This window comes from Streptomyces ochraceiscleroticus, assembly GCF_000720485.1.
Taxonomy (GTDB): Bacteria; Actinomycetota; Actinomycetes; order Streptomycetales; family Streptomycetaceae; genus Streptomyces; species Streptomyces ochraceiscleroticus.
Window position 1 is genome coordinate 12,502 of sequence record NZ_JOAX01000030.1, and the last position, 14,812, is coordinate 27,313.

The 14,812-nt window shown below is 71.4% G+C and carries 14 protein-coding genes; 4 read left to right on the forward strand and 10 right to left on the reverse strand.

From position 1 onward, the window contains the following. Positions 1 to 50: 50 nt before the first annotated feature. The 9 genes from IG84_RS0130680 to IG84_RS0130720 all read right to left on the reverse strand — a co-directional run bounded on the left by IG84_RS0130680 (position 51) and on the right by IG84_RS0130720 (position 9,801). The gene (locus IG84_RS0130680; protein ID WP_031064229.1) at positions 51 to 956 is read right to left on the reverse strand and encodes a S1 family peptidase; all 906 of its coding nucleotides are present in this window, start codon (positions 954 to 956) and stop codon (positions 51 to 53) included. 276 nt (positions 957 to 1,232) lie between these two features. Further along, positions 1,233 to 2,018: a DUF1684 domain-containing protein gene (locus tag IG84_RS0130685; protein WP_031064231.1), complete on the reverse strand. Its 786-nt coding sequence runs from the start codon at positions 2,016 to 2,018 to the stop codon at positions 1,233 to 1,235. 5 nt (positions 2,019 to 2,023) lie between these two features. Further along, positions 2,024 to 3,337, reverse strand: coding sequence for an NtaA/DmoA family FMN-dependent monooxygenase (locus tag IG84_RS0130690; RefSeq protein ID WP_031064235.1), 1,314 nt, complete (start codon positions 3,335 to 3,337; stop codon positions 2,024 to 2,026). Next, positions 3,337 to 4,368: an LLM class flavin-dependent oxidoreductase gene (locus IG84_RS0130695; protein WP_031064238.1), complete on the reverse strand. Its 1,032-nt coding sequence runs from the start codon at positions 4,366 to 4,368 to the stop codon at positions 3,337 to 3,339. The genes IG84_RS0130690 and IG84_RS0130695 overlap by 1 nt, the downstream gene beginning before the upstream one ends. A 53-nt stretch (positions 4,369 to 4,421) precedes the next feature. After that, positions 4,422 to 5,396: an ABC transporter substrate-binding protein gene (locus IG84_RS0130700; RefSeq protein WP_031064242.1), complete on the reverse strand. Its 975-nt coding sequence runs from the start codon at positions 5,394 to 5,396 to the stop codon at positions 4,422 to 4,424. A gap of 29 nt (positions 5,397 to 5,425) precedes the next feature. Then, the gene (locus tag IG84_RS0130705) at positions 5,426 to 6,205 is read right to left on the reverse strand and encodes an amino acid ABC transporter ATP-binding protein (protein WP_031064245.1); all 780 of its coding nucleotides are present in this window, start codon (positions 6,203 to 6,205) and stop codon (positions 5,426 to 5,428) included. Further along, the gene (locus IG84_RS0130710; RefSeq protein ID WP_031064249.1) at positions 6,202 to 7,092 is read right to left on the reverse strand and encodes an amino acid ABC transporter permease; all 891 of its coding nucleotides are present in this window, start codon (positions 7,090 to 7,092) and stop codon (positions 6,202 to 6,204) included. The genes IG84_RS0130705 and IG84_RS0130710 overlap by 4 nt, the downstream gene beginning before the upstream one ends. After that, positions 7,076 to 8,926 carry an FAD/NAD(P)-binding protein gene (locus tag IG84_RS0130715; RefSeq protein WP_031064253.1) on the reverse strand — a complete coding sequence of 617 codons (1,851 nt, stop codon included), beginning with the start codon at positions 8,924 to 8,926 and terminating at the stop codon, positions 7,076 to 7,078. The genes IG84_RS0130710 and IG84_RS0130715 overlap by 17 nt, the downstream gene beginning before the upstream one ends. Further along, positions 8,923 to 9,801, reverse strand: a complete 879-nt coding sequence (locus tag IG84_RS0130720; RefSeq protein ID WP_031064255.1) for an amino acid ABC transporter permease — start codon at positions 9,799 to 9,801, stop codon at positions 8,923 to 8,925. Before IG84_RS0130720 ends, IG84_RS0130715 begins: the two co-directional genes overlap by 4 nt. Before the next feature lie 465 nt (positions 9,802 to 10,266). Here IG84_RS0130720 and IG84_RS0130725 point away from each other — a divergent pair, with 465 nt between their 5' ends. The 4 genes from IG84_RS0130725 to IG84_RS0130740 all read left to right on the forward strand — a co-directional run bounded on the left by IG84_RS0130725 (position 10,267) and on the right by IG84_RS0130740 (position 13,502). After that, complete coding sequence (locus IG84_RS0130725; protein ID WP_031064260.1) at positions 10,267 to 11,313, forward strand: LLM class flavin-dependent oxidoreductase; 1,047 nt, start codon at positions 10,267 to 10,269, stop codon at positions 11,311 to 11,313. Next, positions 11,310 to 11,828, forward strand: a complete 519-nt coding sequence (locus IG84_RS0130730) for a GNAT family N-acetyltransferase (RefSeq protein ID WP_037801041.1) — start codon at positions 11,310 to 11,312, stop codon at positions 11,826 to 11,828. Before IG84_RS0130725 ends, IG84_RS0130730 begins: the two co-directional genes overlap by 4 nt. Further along, positions 11,825 to 12,751 carry an ABC transporter substrate-binding protein gene (locus IG84_RS0130735; RefSeq protein ID WP_031064264.1) on the forward strand — a complete coding sequence of 309 codons (927 nt, stop codon included), beginning with the start codon at positions 11,825 to 11,827 and terminating at the stop codon, positions 12,749 to 12,751. The genes IG84_RS0130730 and IG84_RS0130735 overlap by 4 nt, the downstream gene beginning before the upstream one ends. 295 nt (positions 12,752 to 13,046) lie before the next feature. After that, positions 13,047 to 13,502, forward strand: a complete 456-nt coding sequence (locus IG84_RS0130740) for a cell division protein SepF (RefSeq protein WP_031064266.1) — start codon at positions 13,047 to 13,049, stop codon at positions 13,500 to 13,502. Positions 13,503 to 13,553: 51 nt separating this feature from the next. Here IG84_RS0130740 and IG84_RS0130745 read toward each other — a convergent pair whose 3' ends face one another. Next, the gene (locus IG84_RS0130745) at positions 13,554 to 14,744 is read right to left on the reverse strand and encodes an acyl-CoA dehydrogenase family protein (protein ID WP_031064268.1); all 1,191 of its coding nucleotides are present in this window, start codon (positions 14,742 to 14,744) and stop codon (positions 13,554 to 13,556) included. Positions 14,745 to 14,812 lie beyond the last annotated feature (68 nt).

Genomic DNA, 14,812 nt, shown 5'->3' on the forward strand with positions numbered 1-14,812 from the left:
GGGGTGCCGAGAACACTCATCCGGCCATGGGGAAGAGCCGGGCGCGTTGCTCAGTACACGCTGACGCCGTAGGCGCTCAGCGCCTCGGTGACCGGCTGGAAGAACGTGGTGCCGCCGGAGGTGCAGTCGCCGCTGCCGCCGGAGGTCAGGCCGAGCGCCTTGGTGCCGGAGTACAGCGGGCCGCCGCTGTCGCCGGGCTCGGCGCAGACCGTGGTCTGGATCATGCCGTAGACGATGTCGCCGCCGCCGTAGTTGACCGTGGCGTTCAGCGCGGTGACGGTGCCGCTGTGAATGCCGGTGGTGGAGCCGCGGCGGGTGACGGACTGGCCGACGGTCGGGTTGCCGGCGCTGGTGATGTCCTGGCTGCCGACGGTTCCCGCGTGCGACACGGAGGTGTTCGTGTACTTCACGATGCCGTAGTCATTGTTGGGGAAGCTGGAGCCGGCGGTCGGGCCGATGCTCGTCGTGCGCGAGGAGTTGGTGTACCAGGGCGGGTTGCCGTCGGTGCAGTGCCCGGCGGTCAGGAAGTAGTAGGTCCCCGAGCTGTTGCGGACGTTGAAGCCCAGCGAGCAGCGCCAACTGGTGGCGTAGATGGCGTCGCCGCCGGAGATGTACTTCTGGAACTTGCCGGCGGTGCGCTCGATGCGTATCGCACCGGCGTTCACCCCGGCTTCCTTCTTTATCTTCGCTATCTCCGCCTGGGAGACGGTCTTGTCGACCGTGACGACAAGGGCATTGGTCTTCTTGTCGACTGCCCAGGCCGTACCCGCGACATCCGCGGCACGGACCGAGTCGCTCGCCGCGGACAACTGCGAGGCGCTGAACGTGGTGACCGATCCGTCGGCGCTGGCGGTCGGTACGGCAACGGCTCCTGCGACGAGCAGGCCGGACGCCACGGCGATCAGCCGGGTGCGTCTGGTGACGCCGCTGCGGGGGGTGATGCGCTTGTTCCTCACTTCTTCCTCCGAGGGGAATCGGGGGTCGCCTGTGGGCGGCCCGTGAGGCGCAGTCAGGCAGCACGGGTTCCGTTTTCCGCGTGCCCCTGACAAGCGCTGAGACGGGAGTCTGGAGTGTCCGGGCGCGGTGCGCAAGAGGCTGTTTCCGGTCCGGGGCATGACGGATGACCCCGGCAGCGTGGAGACCTGCTGCCGGGGCCGTCGTTCCGACCCCCTCGGTCGGATCTTCGACGTGCGGCCCGCCGATCCGGTTCCTGCGCGGCGGGTCCGCGCGCCTCATCCGCCGCTGAGCTGCCGTTCTCCGGCGCGCAGCGCGAACGGGAGGGTGTTGCCCGGCGGCGGGAAGGGGCAGATGAAGTGGTCGGCGAAGGCGCAGGGCGGCAGCAGGGTGCGGTTGAGGTCGACGGTCACGGTGCCGTCGGCGGCGGGCGCGGGCGGCCGCAGGAACCGGAAGTGGTAACTCTCGGTGCCGCTGGTGGCGTCCGCGAGCACGGCCCACAGCGAGCCGTCGGCCTCCACCGCGGCCTGCAGGGTGTGCTCCTCGCCGTCGACGGTGAAGGCGAGTTCGCCGCCGAGGCCGAGGCCCCGCTCCCGGCCGTCGGCGTTCGGCACCTGCACGGTGCGCCCCTGCTCGTACGGGCGGAACCGGCCGGTCAGCCGCCACCGCGCGTCGTACGGGAAGGCGTCGATCCCGGCGAAGGCGCGCAGCGCCTCGGAGTGCGGGTCGAAGACGCGGACGGCCCACAGGCCCTCGCGCCGCAGGACCACCAGCCGCCGGTCGCCGTGCGTGACGCGGGCGGTTTCCGGCCCGCCGTCCACGCCGAGCCGCGCCTCGCCGTCGAGCGGTACGCCGTCCAGCGACAGCCCGTCCTCGGCTCCGGCGGTCAGGAGTACCGCGTCACCGTCCTCGGTCCACCGTCCCGGTACGCCCTCGATGCGGCCGCCGGGCCGGTCGGCGAGCCAGTACGTGCCGGTCAGCGCCAGGGGCCCGGTCGGCCCGGAGACGGTCCGCTCGCGCTCGGCGTGCCAGGCCCGCCAGTCCTTCTCTGCTTCCGTGCTCATGGTGATCAACCCTTCCATACCGGGCGCGCCACGGGCCGCGGCAGCCCCAGGTGGGAGCGGAGCGTGCCGCCCTCGTATTCCGTACGGAACGCGCCGCGCTCCTGCAGCAGCGGTACGACCCGGTCCACGAAGTCGTCCAGGCCGCCGGGGGTGAGATGCGGTACGAGGATGAAGCCGTCGGCCGCGTCCTGGGTCACGAAGGCGTCCATCTCGGCGGCGACCGTCTCCGGGGTGCCGATGAAGGACTGCCGGCCGGTCGCCTCGATGACGGTCTCGCGGAGGGACAGCCCCTTGGCCTCGGAGAGCGCGCGCCAGCGGTCGGCGATCTCCTGGGGGTCGCCGAGCCGGGTCCGCCCCTGGGTGAGCTTCGGGTCGGGCTCGGGGTCGAAGCCGGGGAGCGGGCCGTCGGGGTCGAGGTGGGAGAGGTCGACGCCCCAGATCTGTTCCGCGGTGAGCAGCGCGTTCTGCGGGGAGACCTGCTGGCGGCGGATGTGGTGGGCCTTCTCCTGGGCCTCGGCCGCGGTGTCGCCGAGCACGAAGGTGACGCCCGGCATGATCTTCAGCGAGTCGTGCGTCCGGCCGTGTGCGGCCAGCCGGCCCTTCACGTCGGCGTAGAAGGCGCGGCCCGCCTCCAGGGTGCCGTGCCGGGTGAAGATCACGTCGGCGGCGGAGGCGGCGAAGTCGCGGCCCGCCGGGGAGTCCCCGGCCTGGATGACGACGGGGTGGCCCTGCGGGCTGCGCGGAACGGTGAACTCGCCCCGGATGTCGAAGTGCTGCCCGCTGTGCGCGAACGGCCGCGGCGTCCCGTCCTCGGACCAGGAGTCCCACAGCTCGCGTGCGGTGGCGACGAACTCGGCGGCCCGGGTGTACCGGTCCGCGTGGTCCAGATAGCCGCCCCGCCGGAAATTCTCACCCGTGAACGCGTCGGAGGAGGTGACGACGTTCCAGGCGGCCCGGCCGTCGCTGAGGTGGTCCAGCGTGGCGAGCCTGCGGGCGAGTTCGTAGGGCTCGTTGAAGGTGGCGTTGACGGTGGCGGCCAGGCCCAGCCGTTCGGTGACCGCGGCCAGCGCGTTCAGTACGGTGAGCGACTCGGGCCTGCCCACCACGTCCAGGTCGTGGATGCGGCCCTTGTGCTCGCGCAGCCGCAGCCCCTCGGCGAGGAAGAAGAAGTCGAACAGGCCGCGTTCGGCGGTGCGGGCCAGGTGCACGAAGGAGGAGAAGTCGATCTGGGACTGGGACCTGGGGTCCTGCCAGACTGTCGTGTTGTTCACACCCGGGAAGTGGGCCGCCAGGTGAAGCTGCTTGCGTGAGGTCGTCATCAGGATGCCTCTCCGGTGCGGACGGCGTAACGGCTGACCGGGCGCTCCAGACCGAGATGCTCGCGCAGGCTGGCGCCCGGGTAGGAGCGGCGCAGCAGGCCGCGCCGGCGGAGTACGGGGACCGTGCCCTCGACGAGGCGCGCGAGGTCGCGCTCGGGGTCGGCGGGCCGGAGGTGGAAGCCGTCGGCCGCTTCGGTGGTGTGCCAGTCGGTGAGCAGCTCGGCGAGCCCGGCCGCGTCCCCCGGCGCCGGCAGCTCGACCGGCAGCGAGGCCAGCACCCGCAGCCGGTCGGGGTCCCGACCCAACTCCCCAGCCCGCGCACGTAGTTCGGCGCGTACTGTCGCCGCGGTGTCGGGGTCCTCGGCGCCGACCAGCGCGACGTCGGCGCGGGCCGCCGCGGCCTCCCGGGCCGCGTCCTCGGTGGCGTCGACGACGATGACGGGCCGGCCCTGCGGGGGCCTGGGGACGATGGAGGGACCGCGTACGGAGAACGGCTCGCCGGTGGAGGAGGTGCCGCGGAAGTCGACGTAGTGGAGCTTGTCTCGGTCGACGAACCGGCCGGTGGCGGCGTCCCGGATCTCCGCGTCGTCCTCCCAGCTGTCCCAGAGCCGCCCTGCCACGTCGGCCACATCGGCGGCCTCCCGCCACAGCGCGTCGGCGGGTGCCGCGGGGCGGCGGCCGAAGAGGGCCGCCTCGGCCGGGGTCCGGGACACCTCGGCCCGCCAGCCGGCCCGGCCGCCGCTGACCCAGTCCAGCGTCTGCACGGCGGTGGCGACGTGGAACGGCTCGGTGTGGGTGGTGGTCACCGTCGGGATCAGCCCGATGTGTTCCGTGTGCGGCGCGACCCGGGCCAGTACGGCGAGGGCGTCCGGGCCCGGCCGGGCGAAGGTGTCGCCGAGCGTGACGAAGTCGAGGGTGGCGCGCTCGGCGAGTCGGGCGAGGCGTACGTAGTGCTGAGCGTCGAACGGGCCCTGCGCTGCGGGGCTGTCGAGCGCGACGGCGAGATGCGGCGGCCGCCGGGGTGCGGACATGGGGGTGCTCCTTCTCTGCGTGCTCTCCGTGGTCTGCGTGCTCTCCGCGCCGGTCATTCCGCGGTCCTCGGCAGTCCGCGCGGGTTGATCTCCGATTTCCGCACGGCCTCGCTCTCCAGGCCCCAGCGCTTGAGGACCTTTTGGTACGAGCCGTTGTCGATGACGTGCTGGAGGGCCGCGGCGTACGCGTCCACCAGGCCGCTGCCCTTCTTCGTGGTGGCCGCGATCTTGCCCTGGACGCCCTGGCCCGCGCCGGAGAAGGTGCCGATGACCTCGGTCCTCCCGGTGGTCGCCGCGTGGTAGGCGGAGGTCGGGTTGGGCCCGAAGTAGGCGTCGATACGGCCCGACTGGAGGGCGAGGTAGTAGTCGGAGGGGTTCTTGTAGTACTTGATGTCGACGGGCGCGCGGCCCGCCTTCCTGTTCTCCTTGCTCCAGTCGACCAGGATCTTCTCCTGGTTGGTGCCGGAGTCGACGGCGATGCGCTTGCCCGCCACGTCCTTCGCGCCGCGTACCTTCCAGCCGCTGCCCTTGGCGGCTTCGAGGGCCAGCTCGTCCTTCCGGTACGTGGCGAAGTCGTACTTGGCCTTGCGCTCCTCGGTGACGGTGACGTTGGAGAAGACGCCGTCGAGCTTGCCGCTGTCGAGGCCGACGAAGAGGTTCTCCCAGGACAGCGGCTCGATGTGCGGCTTCAGGCCGAGGGTGTCGGCGACCAGCGTGGAGAGGTCCCGCTCGACGCCGATGAGGGTGCGGTCGTCGGTGGCGTAGAAGGCCAGCGGGGGCGCGCTGCCGGTGCTCTGGCCGAGGTTGAGGGTGCCGCGCTCCCGTATGCGCGCTGGCACCAGCGCCGCGATCTTCGGGGCCTTCTTTCCGCGGATGCGGTGCTGCTCGGGGCTGGTGTTGACCTTGAGGGCCTTGCTGCCCGCGGCGCCCCCGGCGTCCGGGATCTCCGCCTTGCCGTTTCCGCAGGCGGTGAGCAGGAGGGAACCGGCGGTCAGGGCGAGGGCGGCGGTCAGGGCGTGACGGTTCACGTGGATACCTCTTCTACGGTGCTGGTGCATCAGATGACCTTGGACAGGAAGGACTTGGTGCGCTCGTGGCGGGGCGCGTCGAGCACCTGGGAGGGCGGGCCCTGCTCGACGATGCGGCCCTCGTCCATGAAGACGACGGTGTCGGCGACCTCGCGGGCGAAGCCGATCTCGTGGGTGACGACGATCATCGTGGTGCCCTGGTGGGCGAGGTCCTTGATGACGTCGAGGACCTCGCCGACCAGCTCCGGGTCGAGCGCGGAGGTCGGCTCGTCGAAGAGCAGCAGCTTGGGCTCCAGGGCGAGCGCGCGGGCGATGGCCACGCGCTGCTGCTGGCCGCCGGAGAGCTGCCGCGGGTAGGCGCCGGCCTTCTCCGCGAGGCCGACCCGGGTCAGCAGCCGGCGGGCGGTCTCCGCCGCCTCGGCCTTGGACCGCTTGAGGGCCGAGACCGGTGCCTCGGTGATGTTCTCCAGCACGGTCAGGTGCGGGAAGAGATGGAAGTTCTGGAAGACAAAGCCGATGCCGGTGCGCTGCTTGAGGATTTCGCGTTCGCGCAGCTCATACAGCTTGTCCCCGGACCTCCGGTACCCGACCAGCGAGCCGTCGACGCTGACCTGGCCGCCGTCCACCTTCTCCAGGTGGTTGATGGTGCGCAGCAGCGTGGACTTGCCGGAGCCGGAGGGGCCGAGGACGACGGTGACCTCGCCGGTGCGGACCGTCAGGTCGATGCCCCGGAGCACCTCCACCGGCCCGAAGCTCTTGGTCACGGACTTGATCTCGACCATGGGAGTGGTGACGGTCCCCGCGCTCATCGCGTGGCCCCCTTCGCGAAGTGTCGTTCGATGTAGTGCTGGAGTACGGAGAGCGCACCGGTGAGGAGCACGTACCAGACGGTGGCGACCATCAGGAGCGGGACGACCCGGCCGTTGCGCCCGTAGATGACCTGGGCCTGGTAGAAGAGTTCGCCGATCGCCATGACGGAGACGATCGAGGTGCCCTTGAAGAGGGAGATGACCTCGTTGGCCGCGTTGGGCAGGATGGAGCGCATGGCCTGCGGCAGGACGATCCGGCGGAGCTGCCGCAGCCGGGGGATGCCGAGCGCCGCCGCGGCCTGGGTCTGGCCGCTGTCCACGGCCAGCACGCCGCCGCGCACGATCTCCGCGGCGTACGCGGCCTGGTGCAGCGCGAGCCCGAGGACGGCCGCGCTCATCGCGCCGACCAGCCCCGCCGTGTCGAAGGAGACGAAGCCGGGGCCGAACGGGATGCCGATGTCGAGCCGCTTGTAGAGGTAGGCCAGGTTGAACCAGAACAGGAGCTGGACGATGAGCGGGACGGCGCGGAAGATCCAGATGTAGCCGACGGCCACCGCGCGCAGGAAGGGGCTGTCCGACAGCCGCATGAAGGCGAGGACCAGGCCGAGCAGGAAGCCGAGTGCCGTGCCATAGACGGTGAGCTGGAGGGTGGTGCCCACGGCGCGCAGGATGGTCTCCGCGGTGAAGTACTGCGCGAAGACCGGCCACTCCCAGCCGGGGTTGGTGACCAGCCCGTGGGCGAACTGGGCGAGGAGGACGGCGGTGAGCGCGCTCGCGATCCAGCGTCCCGGGTGGCGGACAGGGACGATCTCGAGGGCGGCCTCCGGCGCGTCCGTACGGGCGCGTTCGGGGGCCTTGCTCAGCGGTGGGTCACTGGTCAGCGGCATGGGAGTCCTTGGTGGCTCGGGCGGCGAGGAAGGCGAGCAGGGTGCGCGCCGTGGCGTCGTTCTGGCGGAAGGAGGGGGCGTTGGTACCGGGGCGGGTGAAGGCCCCGGAGGCGCGCGCGTCGGTGTGCGGGCCGAGCGCGAAGCGGCGCGGGTGGGCCCGGCCACTGCGGTCCAGGACCCGGCCGTCCGCGGCGTCGACGCGCAGCAGTCCGTCGGGCGTGGCGGCGGCACCGTCGGTGTAGAGGCCGCGCAGCAGCGCGTCCCGGCTGTGCGCGACGGAGGGTTCGGGGAGCCGGGCCTCGACGAGGGCGCGGGCGGTGACCTCGGCGCCTGGCAGGCTCGCGCTGCTCGCCCGGAAGCGGCCGCTCTCCGCGTCGGCGGTGACCGAGACGTCGGCGCCGAGGAACTTCACGACGCCGGCCCGGGAGAGCGCGAGCAACTGCCGCAGCCGGGGCCCGGGCGGCCCCGAGGCGAGGTAGCTGAAGAAGCCGTGCCACCACGGGCCGCGGTCGCCGATCCGGGTGAGCTGCCCGTAGACGGACAGCAGCGCGAGGAAGACGGCCTGGTCGGGGCTGTACGCGGGGTCGTGGCGGCGGTCCAGGTCGGCCTGGATGTACCCGCGCAGGCCGGCCTGGAGCGCCGCCTCGTCCGGGAAGCGCACGCCGTCCAGCGGGTGGTCGAGCGCTTCGAGGTCGAGGCGGTCGGCGGGATCGGGCACGGAGGCGGCGACCAGGGCCTGGAGGGCGGCGCTGCCGGGGTCGGTGGCCGCGTACTTCTCCTCGAAGTCGGTCCAGTGGACGGCCGTGCGCTCCGGGTGGGCGGTGAACAGCCGGTGGTAGTGGGCAAATCCCAGCTCCTTGGCGATCAGCGGCCACACGTCCCGGGTGAAGTCGGCGCCGCCGGGGCGGGCAAGCAAGGCGTCCACCTCGGCGGGTCCGAAGAACCGCGGCAGCGGCGGCCGTTCGCCCGTCCAGCCGTATCCGATCTTGGAGTGGTACGGCACGCCGCGCCGCGACCCGACGTGCAGCACCGGCTCCTCGCCCGAGGGGAGATACGCCAGCTCCCCGTCGGGCCGGGTCAGGTAGCGGCCGCCGCGGCCCTCGGTGAGCAGGATCATCAGGTCGACGAAGGCCAGGCCCATGCCCCGTACCAGTACCGGTTCGCCCGCCCGCAGACCGGACAGGTCGCTGTCGGCGGTGAAGTCCGGTGGCAGATACGTCAGTCCGTGCTCGGCGGCGAATGATGTCAACGCCCGCTGTTCGGGCGGCGGTTCGGCGGCGAGGTGGCCGAGGGTGAGCACGACGAGGTCGGCGACGAGCGGGGTGGGACGGCCCGCCAGCCAGACCTGCTGGCGGCCGTCGCGCGGGCCCGCGACGCGGACGGCGCTCTGCCGGTGCTCGTGCACGGCGACGCCGGGCGGCAGCTCCGCGACCGTGCGCGCGTACACCCACTCCAGGTAGCCGCTCTGCAGCCGGCGGCCGGCGAAGTCCCGCGGCCCGAGCGCGCCGGCCTCAGCGGCGAGGCCCGGCGGCACGTCGACGGCACCGTCTCTGACCTGCTGCGCCCAGGCGGCGAGCGTGGGTCCCGGGCGGACCGGTCCGGCCATCTCCACCGAGTCGTCGGTGAACATCGTGACGTCCTCGGCGGTGGAGTTCATCCACAGCAGCGGGGACTGGTCGTGCCGCCAGATGCGACCGCCGCCGGGCGGGTGCGGGTCGACGAGATGGATGTCCAGCTCCCGGTCGCCGTACAGCTCCGCGGCATTCGCGGCGATCCGCTCCAGCAGTCCGGTCCCCCGCGGCCCGGCTCCCACGATCACCAGGGACGGCCTCATCGGGTGCGCTCCGCACCACGCGCGTAGTGCCGCTCGACGTAGTACTGGCCGACGCTGAGCAGCGAGGTGATCAGTACGTACCAGAGGGTGGCGACCAGCAGCAGCGGGATGACCTGGTAGGTGCGGTGGTAGACCAACTGGACGGAGTACAGCAGGTCCTGGACGGCGATGACGCTGACGATCGAGGTGCCCTTGAGGGTGCCGATCAGCATGTTCCCGGCGGGCGGCACGATCGAGCGCATCGCCTGCGGCAGCACGATCCGCAGGCCGCGGCGCCACCGGCTCAGGCCGAGGGACTGCGCGGCCTCGAGCTGGCCGCGGTCGACGGAGAGGATGCCGCCGCGGACGACCTCGGCGGCGTATGCGGCCTCGTGCAGGGTGAGGCCGATGAGGGCGACGGTGAGCGGTCCGAAGAGGTTCACAGTCTTGATGCCGAGGATGTGCGGGTACAGCGCACCGATGTTGAACCAGAACAGGAGCTGCACCAGGATCGGCATGGACCGGAACAGCCAGACGTAGCCCCAGGCGACGCTTCTGAGCACGGGATTGGCGGCCAGCCGCATCGCGGCGAGCAGCGTGCCGAGCGCGAAGCCGAGCACCATGACCAGCGCGGTGAGCCAGAGCGTGAGGCCGAGGCCGCGCAGCACGGCGGTGGTGAGGAAGTAGCGGGCGACCACGTCCCACTGGAACGCGTCGTTGCGGACGACGGAGGTGGCGGCCAGCGCGAGGAGGGCCAGGACGAGGGCGGCTGCGGCCCATTGGCCGGTGCGGCGACGCGGGACGATGCGGGGCGCATCGGCGGCGCCGGTTCTCAGGGGCGGCGGTGCCGGGGCAGGGGTGTCGAGGGTGCCGGAGGCCGGCTGTACGGAAGGCATGCGAAGGCTCCGTGGATGCAGAGATCGAACACGGGAGTGGAAACGCCTTCACACAGGCTCAAGAACCGGTCGAGCCCCTCAGCACGGCCGGTCCTTGAGGCTATGGCGTGGGTACCGCGCCCTGTCAACCCTGTCCATACTCTGAGAATCAAATCTCAGAGGCAGTTGACGCGGAAACGGATGCCTGCTCCACTTGGCCGCATGTACTCATGGCAGCGGCTGGTCACACGCGACCACATCGACTTCGGTCGAGTGTGGTCGTCGTCCTGTTGAGCTGACCCCCTGCCTCTCGCCCGCCGCCTTCTCCGGCCGGGCCGTTTCGCGGTTCTGATCCGTCTTCCCTGATCCCGCCGCGCCTTCACACACTTTTCCGCGCCTCCCCTCGGCGCACCCTTCCCCGTTCCCCCTGCTCTCCCTCTGCTCTCCCCTTGTTCCTTCGGCCTGCTCGAAGAAGGGCGCACCACAATGCGCTTCGGCGTCATGACATTGATCGACAACGTCCCGGACGCGGTGTCCGGGCGGCTTCTCCCGCCTCATCAACGCCTCCGCGAGGTCGTCGAACTGGCCGTACTGGCCGAGGAGTTGGGCTACGACGCGGTCGGCGTCGGGGAACGGCACGGACCGCCGTTCCTCGCCAGCTCCCCGGCCACGGTCCTGGGGGCGATCGCCGCCCGCACCCACCGCATCCGGCTCTTCACCACCGTCACCGTCCTGTCCACCCTCGACCCGGTCCGGGTCGCCGAGGAGTACGCCACCGTCGACCAGCTCTCCGGCGGCCGCCTGGAGCTGATGACCGGCAAGGGCAACGCGCCCGAGCCATGGCACCTGTTCGGCCGCGACCCGGCCGACCAGTACGCCCTCCAGGAGGAGAACTACGAACTGCTGCGCCGACTCTGGAGCGAGGAGAAGGTGACCTGGTCGGGCCGGTTCCGTCCACCCCTTGAGAACGCCACGACACTCCCCCGCCCCTATCAGCAGCCGCCCACCATCTGGCACGGCAGCGCCACCAGCGAACGCTCGGCGGACCTCGCGGCCCTGTGGGGCGACCCGCTGTTCACCGCCAACGTCATCCAGCCGGTCGCGAACTACGCCCGGCTGATCGACCACTACCGGGAACGCTGGGCGGAGTACGGACACGACCCCTCGGCCGCGCTGGTCGGCGCGGGCGGCACGCTCTACGTCGCGCCCGACGACCGCATCGCGCGCCGCGAGTTCGCGCCGTACTACGAAGCGGCGGTCGCGGCCCGGGACGTGCCCGGAAACAACACCCCGTTCCGCAGCCTCGCGGACGCCGCCGACCACGGGCCGGCCCTCGTCGGCTCGCCGGACCGGGTGATCGAGAAGGTCCTCCAGCAGCACGCGGCGTACGGGCACGCGGTGCAGTTCTTCGGCGTGGAGAGCGCCGGGCTGCCGTTCGCGCGCAAGGCCGAGGTGCTGCGGCTGGCCGCCGAGCAGGTGCTGCCGGCACTCCGCAAGGAAGCGCCCGATCCGCTCCCGTGGGACCGCCCGTGACCGGCCCGGCACCGCTTCCCGCAGCGCTGACGGTGCATCACACCGACGTGGCCGACCCGCTGGCCCGCCCGCTCCTCGCCGAGCTGACGCATGAATACAGCACCCGCTACCAGAAACCCGTGGACCTGGACCGGGAGTACCCACCGGAGGAATTCGCCCCGCCCGGCGGCGCGTTCCTGCTGCTCCTGGAGGACGGCCGGCCGGTGGCCGGCGGCGCGTACCGGCAGTACGACGCGCACACCGCCGAGCTGAAACGGATCTGGACGCACTCGGCGCACCGCCGCCGGGGACTGGCCCGGCGCGTCCTGCACGTCCTGGAGCGGGACGCCGCCGCGCGCGGCTACACCCGCCTCTACCTCACCACCGGCCCGCGCCAGCCCGAGGCCAAGGGCCTTTACCTCGCGGCCGGTTACCGCCCGCTCTTCGATGTGACCGCCGACCCGGAGACGATCGGCCCGCTGCCGTTCGAGAAGGACCTGCCGGCCGCCCACCACCTGGAGACCCCGAACCCATGAGCCCGAACGCCACCAGAGCCGCCCTCCTGCTCGCCGCCGCAGCCCTCGCCCTGACCTCCTGCGCCACGCCGAAGGAGGCGACGAAGACGGCCGGCGCGGCCGAGGAGAAGATCCCCACCACCGATGTGGTCAAGGACGTCGAGAAGGACCCGGCCGCCGCGAAGCTCCTGCCGGCGGAGGTACGCAAGCGCGGCACGCTCACCATCGCCACCAGCGTCGGCACGCCGCCCGGCGCGGCCTATCTGCCGGACGGGAAGACCGTGGCCGGCCAGGACATCGACTTCGCCGACGCGGCGGCGAAGGTCCTCGGGCTGCGACTCAAGCGCGAGGAGGCGAGCTTTGAAGCGATCCTGCCCGCGCTCGGGAGCGGCAAGTACGACCTGGGGACCGGCAATTTCGGCGTCACCAAGGAGCGCCGGAAGACGGTCGACTTCGTCACGTACATCAACGACGGGCAGGGCTTCGCGGTCCGCGACGACAGCCCGCTGAAGAAGGTCACCGACCTGACGCAGTTGTGCGGCCGGACGGTGGCGACCGGAGCGGGCACGACCTTCGAAGCGACACTGGAGGCGAACCGCCCGAAGTGCGCGGGGGCGGGCAAGAAGCCGTACGAGGTCAAGACCTACGCCGACCAGGGCGCGCTGTGGATCTCCCTGCAGCAGGGCCGCAGCGATGTCGTCATGAGCACCATCAACGGGCTGCGCTACGCGGTGCGGCAGCAGGAGGGACTGCGCTTCCTCAACGAGTATCAGCGTCTCGACGTGGGTTTCGCCTTCAAAAAAGGCAGCGACCTCACGCCCGCGTTCCGGGCCGCGGTGAACCGGCTGCAGAAGGACGGCACGTACGACCGCATCCTGAAGAAGTGGGGCACGAGCAGTTCGGCGATCGGCGCCTCCCGGATCAACCCGCCGGCGAAGGGATGACGGCCACCGGCTGACCGGTCAACGCGCATATGCCCTGGTCCCTTCCGTACGGACCTATTCTTTCCGGTATGTTTCACTCTGTCCTGCCGGAGGGGGCCAAGGGGGCGCGCACCCCGTGTGACACCCTTCGCACAGTCAGTTCGCGGTCGTCGCCTTGAAGCTGACGCTGTGCCATCCTCATTGCACCAGATGTGTCACGAACCCCCCATGCGGCGGCTATCCACTTGGCACATCATCCGCGTCATGGCCGACCATAGAGGGGCGGACAGCACACCGCGGGAGAGAGGAGGCGTCCATGGGATCGGTGCGCAAGGCGAGTGCGTGGCTTGGCCTCGTCGACGACAACGATGACGAGCGTTACTACGACGACGACTACGCCGAGGGAGCCGAGTCCGAACAGACGGGCGGCAACTCCTGGGTGACCGACCCCCGCGTGCGGGTGGCCGACCAGACCGCACAGCAGCAGGGCACCCGGATCGCCACGATCACGCCGGACGGCTTCCGGGACGCCCGCGGGATCGGCGAGCTCTTCCGGTCCGGTGTGCCGGTCATCGTGAACCTCACGGCCATGGAGTCCACCGACGCCAAGCGCGTCGTCGACTTCGCCGCGGGGCTGACCTTCGGGCTGCGCGGCTCCATCGAGCGCGTGGCGACCCGGGTCTTCCTTCTCACCCCGCCCGACTACCGGATCGTGAGCGGCGGCGAGGCCACGGGCCGCGGCCGCCAGGGCGGGTTCTTCAACCAGAGCTGAGTGTTCTCTTGCGGATCGGCCGAGGCCGGTCCGCAAGAGGACACCGGCCGCTCAGCCCCGGAAGGCGTCGAGCCCCGTGAGCGCCTTGCCCAGTACGAGCTGATGCATTTCCACGGTGCCCTCGTAGGTGAGCACCGATTCCAGGTTCGTCGCGTGCCGCATGACGGGGTACTCCAGCGAGATCCCGTTCGCGCCGAGGATCGTGCGCGACGTACGGCAGATCTCGATCGCCTCCCGCACGTTGTTGAGCTTGCCGAAACTGACCTGCTCCGGGCGGAGCTTCCCCGCGTCCAGCCGGCGCCCCAGGTGGTGCGCGAGCAGGACGCCCTTGTGCAGCTCGACGGCCATGTCGGCGAGCTTGCCCTGGGTGAGTTGGAAGCCGCCGATCGGCTTGCCGAACTGCTCGCGGGTCTTCGCGTACTCCAGCGCCGCGTCGAAGCTGGCGCGCGCCGCACCCATCGCGCCCCAGACGATGCCGTACCGGGCGTGGCTGAGGCAGCTCAGCGGGCCGCGCAGCCCGGTGACCTCGGGGAGCACCGCGTCGGCGGGCAGCCGTACGTCGTCCAGGACCAGCTCGCTGGTGACCGAGGCGCGCAGCGACCACTTGTGCTTGATCTCGGGGGCCGAGAAGCCGGGGGTGTCCGTGGGGACCACGAAGCCGCGTACGCCGTCGTCCGTACGGGCCCAGACGACCGCGACGCCGGCCACCGAGCCGTTGGTGATCCACATCTTGCGGCCGTTGAGGACCCAGTCGGAGCCGTCGCGCTTGGCGTGGGTCCGCATGTTCGCGGGGTCGGAGCCGTGGTCGGGCTCGGTCAGGCCGAAGCAGCCGATGATCTCGCCGGCGGCCATCCCCGGCAGCCACTGCTGCTTCTGCTCCTCGGAGCCGAAGCGCCAGATGGCGTACATGGCGAGCGAGCCCTGCACGGAGACCAGCGAGCGGATGCCGGAGTCGGCGGCCTCCAGCTCCAGGCAGGCCAGGCCGTACTGGACGGCCGAGGCACCGGCGCAGCCGTAGCCGGTCAGCGACATGCCGAGCGCGCCGATCGAGCCGAGCTCGCGGGCCAGCTCACGGATGCCGGGCAGCTCGCCGTCCTCGTACCACTGGGCGATGTGCGGCAGCACGCGGTCGGCGGCCCACTGGCGGACCGTGTCGCGTACGGCGAGGTCCTCGTCGGTGAGCAGGTCGTCGATGCCCAGCGGGTCGGCCGGGTCGAAGGGCGGCAGGGTGGATGCGGACATGACGAGGGCCTCCTGCGGCTGCGCGAAAAACTAGCAGTGGTAGTTATTGCTCATGGCAGACGTTACGA

Coding starts and splice junctions, on each gene's coding strand:
- IG84_RS0130745 (WP_031064268.1), bottom strand. CDS start 14,744: ATGTCCGCATCCACCCTGCCGCCCTTCGACCCGGCCGACCCGCTGGGC.
- IG84_RS0130725 (WP_031064260.1), top strand. CDS start 10,267: ATGCGCTTCGGCGTCATGACATTGATCGACAACGTCCCGGACGCGGTG.
- IG84_RS0130735 (WP_031064264.1), top strand. CDS start 11,825: ATGAGCCCGAACGCCACCAGAGCCGCCCTCCTGCTCGCCGCCGCAGCC.
- IG84_RS0130715 (WP_031064253.1), bottom strand. CDS start 8,926: ATGAGGCCGTCCCTGGTGATCGTGGGAGCCGGGCCGCGGGGGACCGGA.
- IG84_RS0130695 (WP_031064238.1), bottom strand. CDS start 4,368: ATGTCCGCACCCCGGCGGCCGCCGCATCTCGCCGTCGCGCTCGACAGC.
- IG84_RS0130685 (WP_031064231.1), bottom strand. CDS start 2,018: ATGAGCACGGAAGCAGAGAAGGACTGGCGGGCCTGGCACGCCGAGCGC.
- IG84_RS0130720 (WP_031064255.1), bottom strand. CDS start 9,801: ATGCCTTCCGTACAGCCGGCCTCCGGCACCCTCGACACCCCTGCCCCG.
- IG84_RS0130705 (WP_031064245.1), bottom strand. CDS start 6,205: ATGAGCGCGGGGACCGTCACCACTCCCATGGTCGAGATCAAGTCCGTG.
- IG84_RS0130710 (WP_031064249.1), bottom strand. CDS start 7,092: ATGCCGCTGACCAGTGACCCACCGCTGAGCAAGGCCCCCGAACGCGCC.
- IG84_RS0130690 (WP_031064235.1), bottom strand. CDS start 3,337: ATGACGACCTCACGCAAGCAGCTTCACCTGGCGGCCCACTTCCCGGGT.
- IG84_RS0130740 (WP_031064266.1), top strand. CDS start 13,047: ATGGGATCGGTGCGCAAGGCGAGTGCGTGGCTTGGCCTCGTCGACGAC.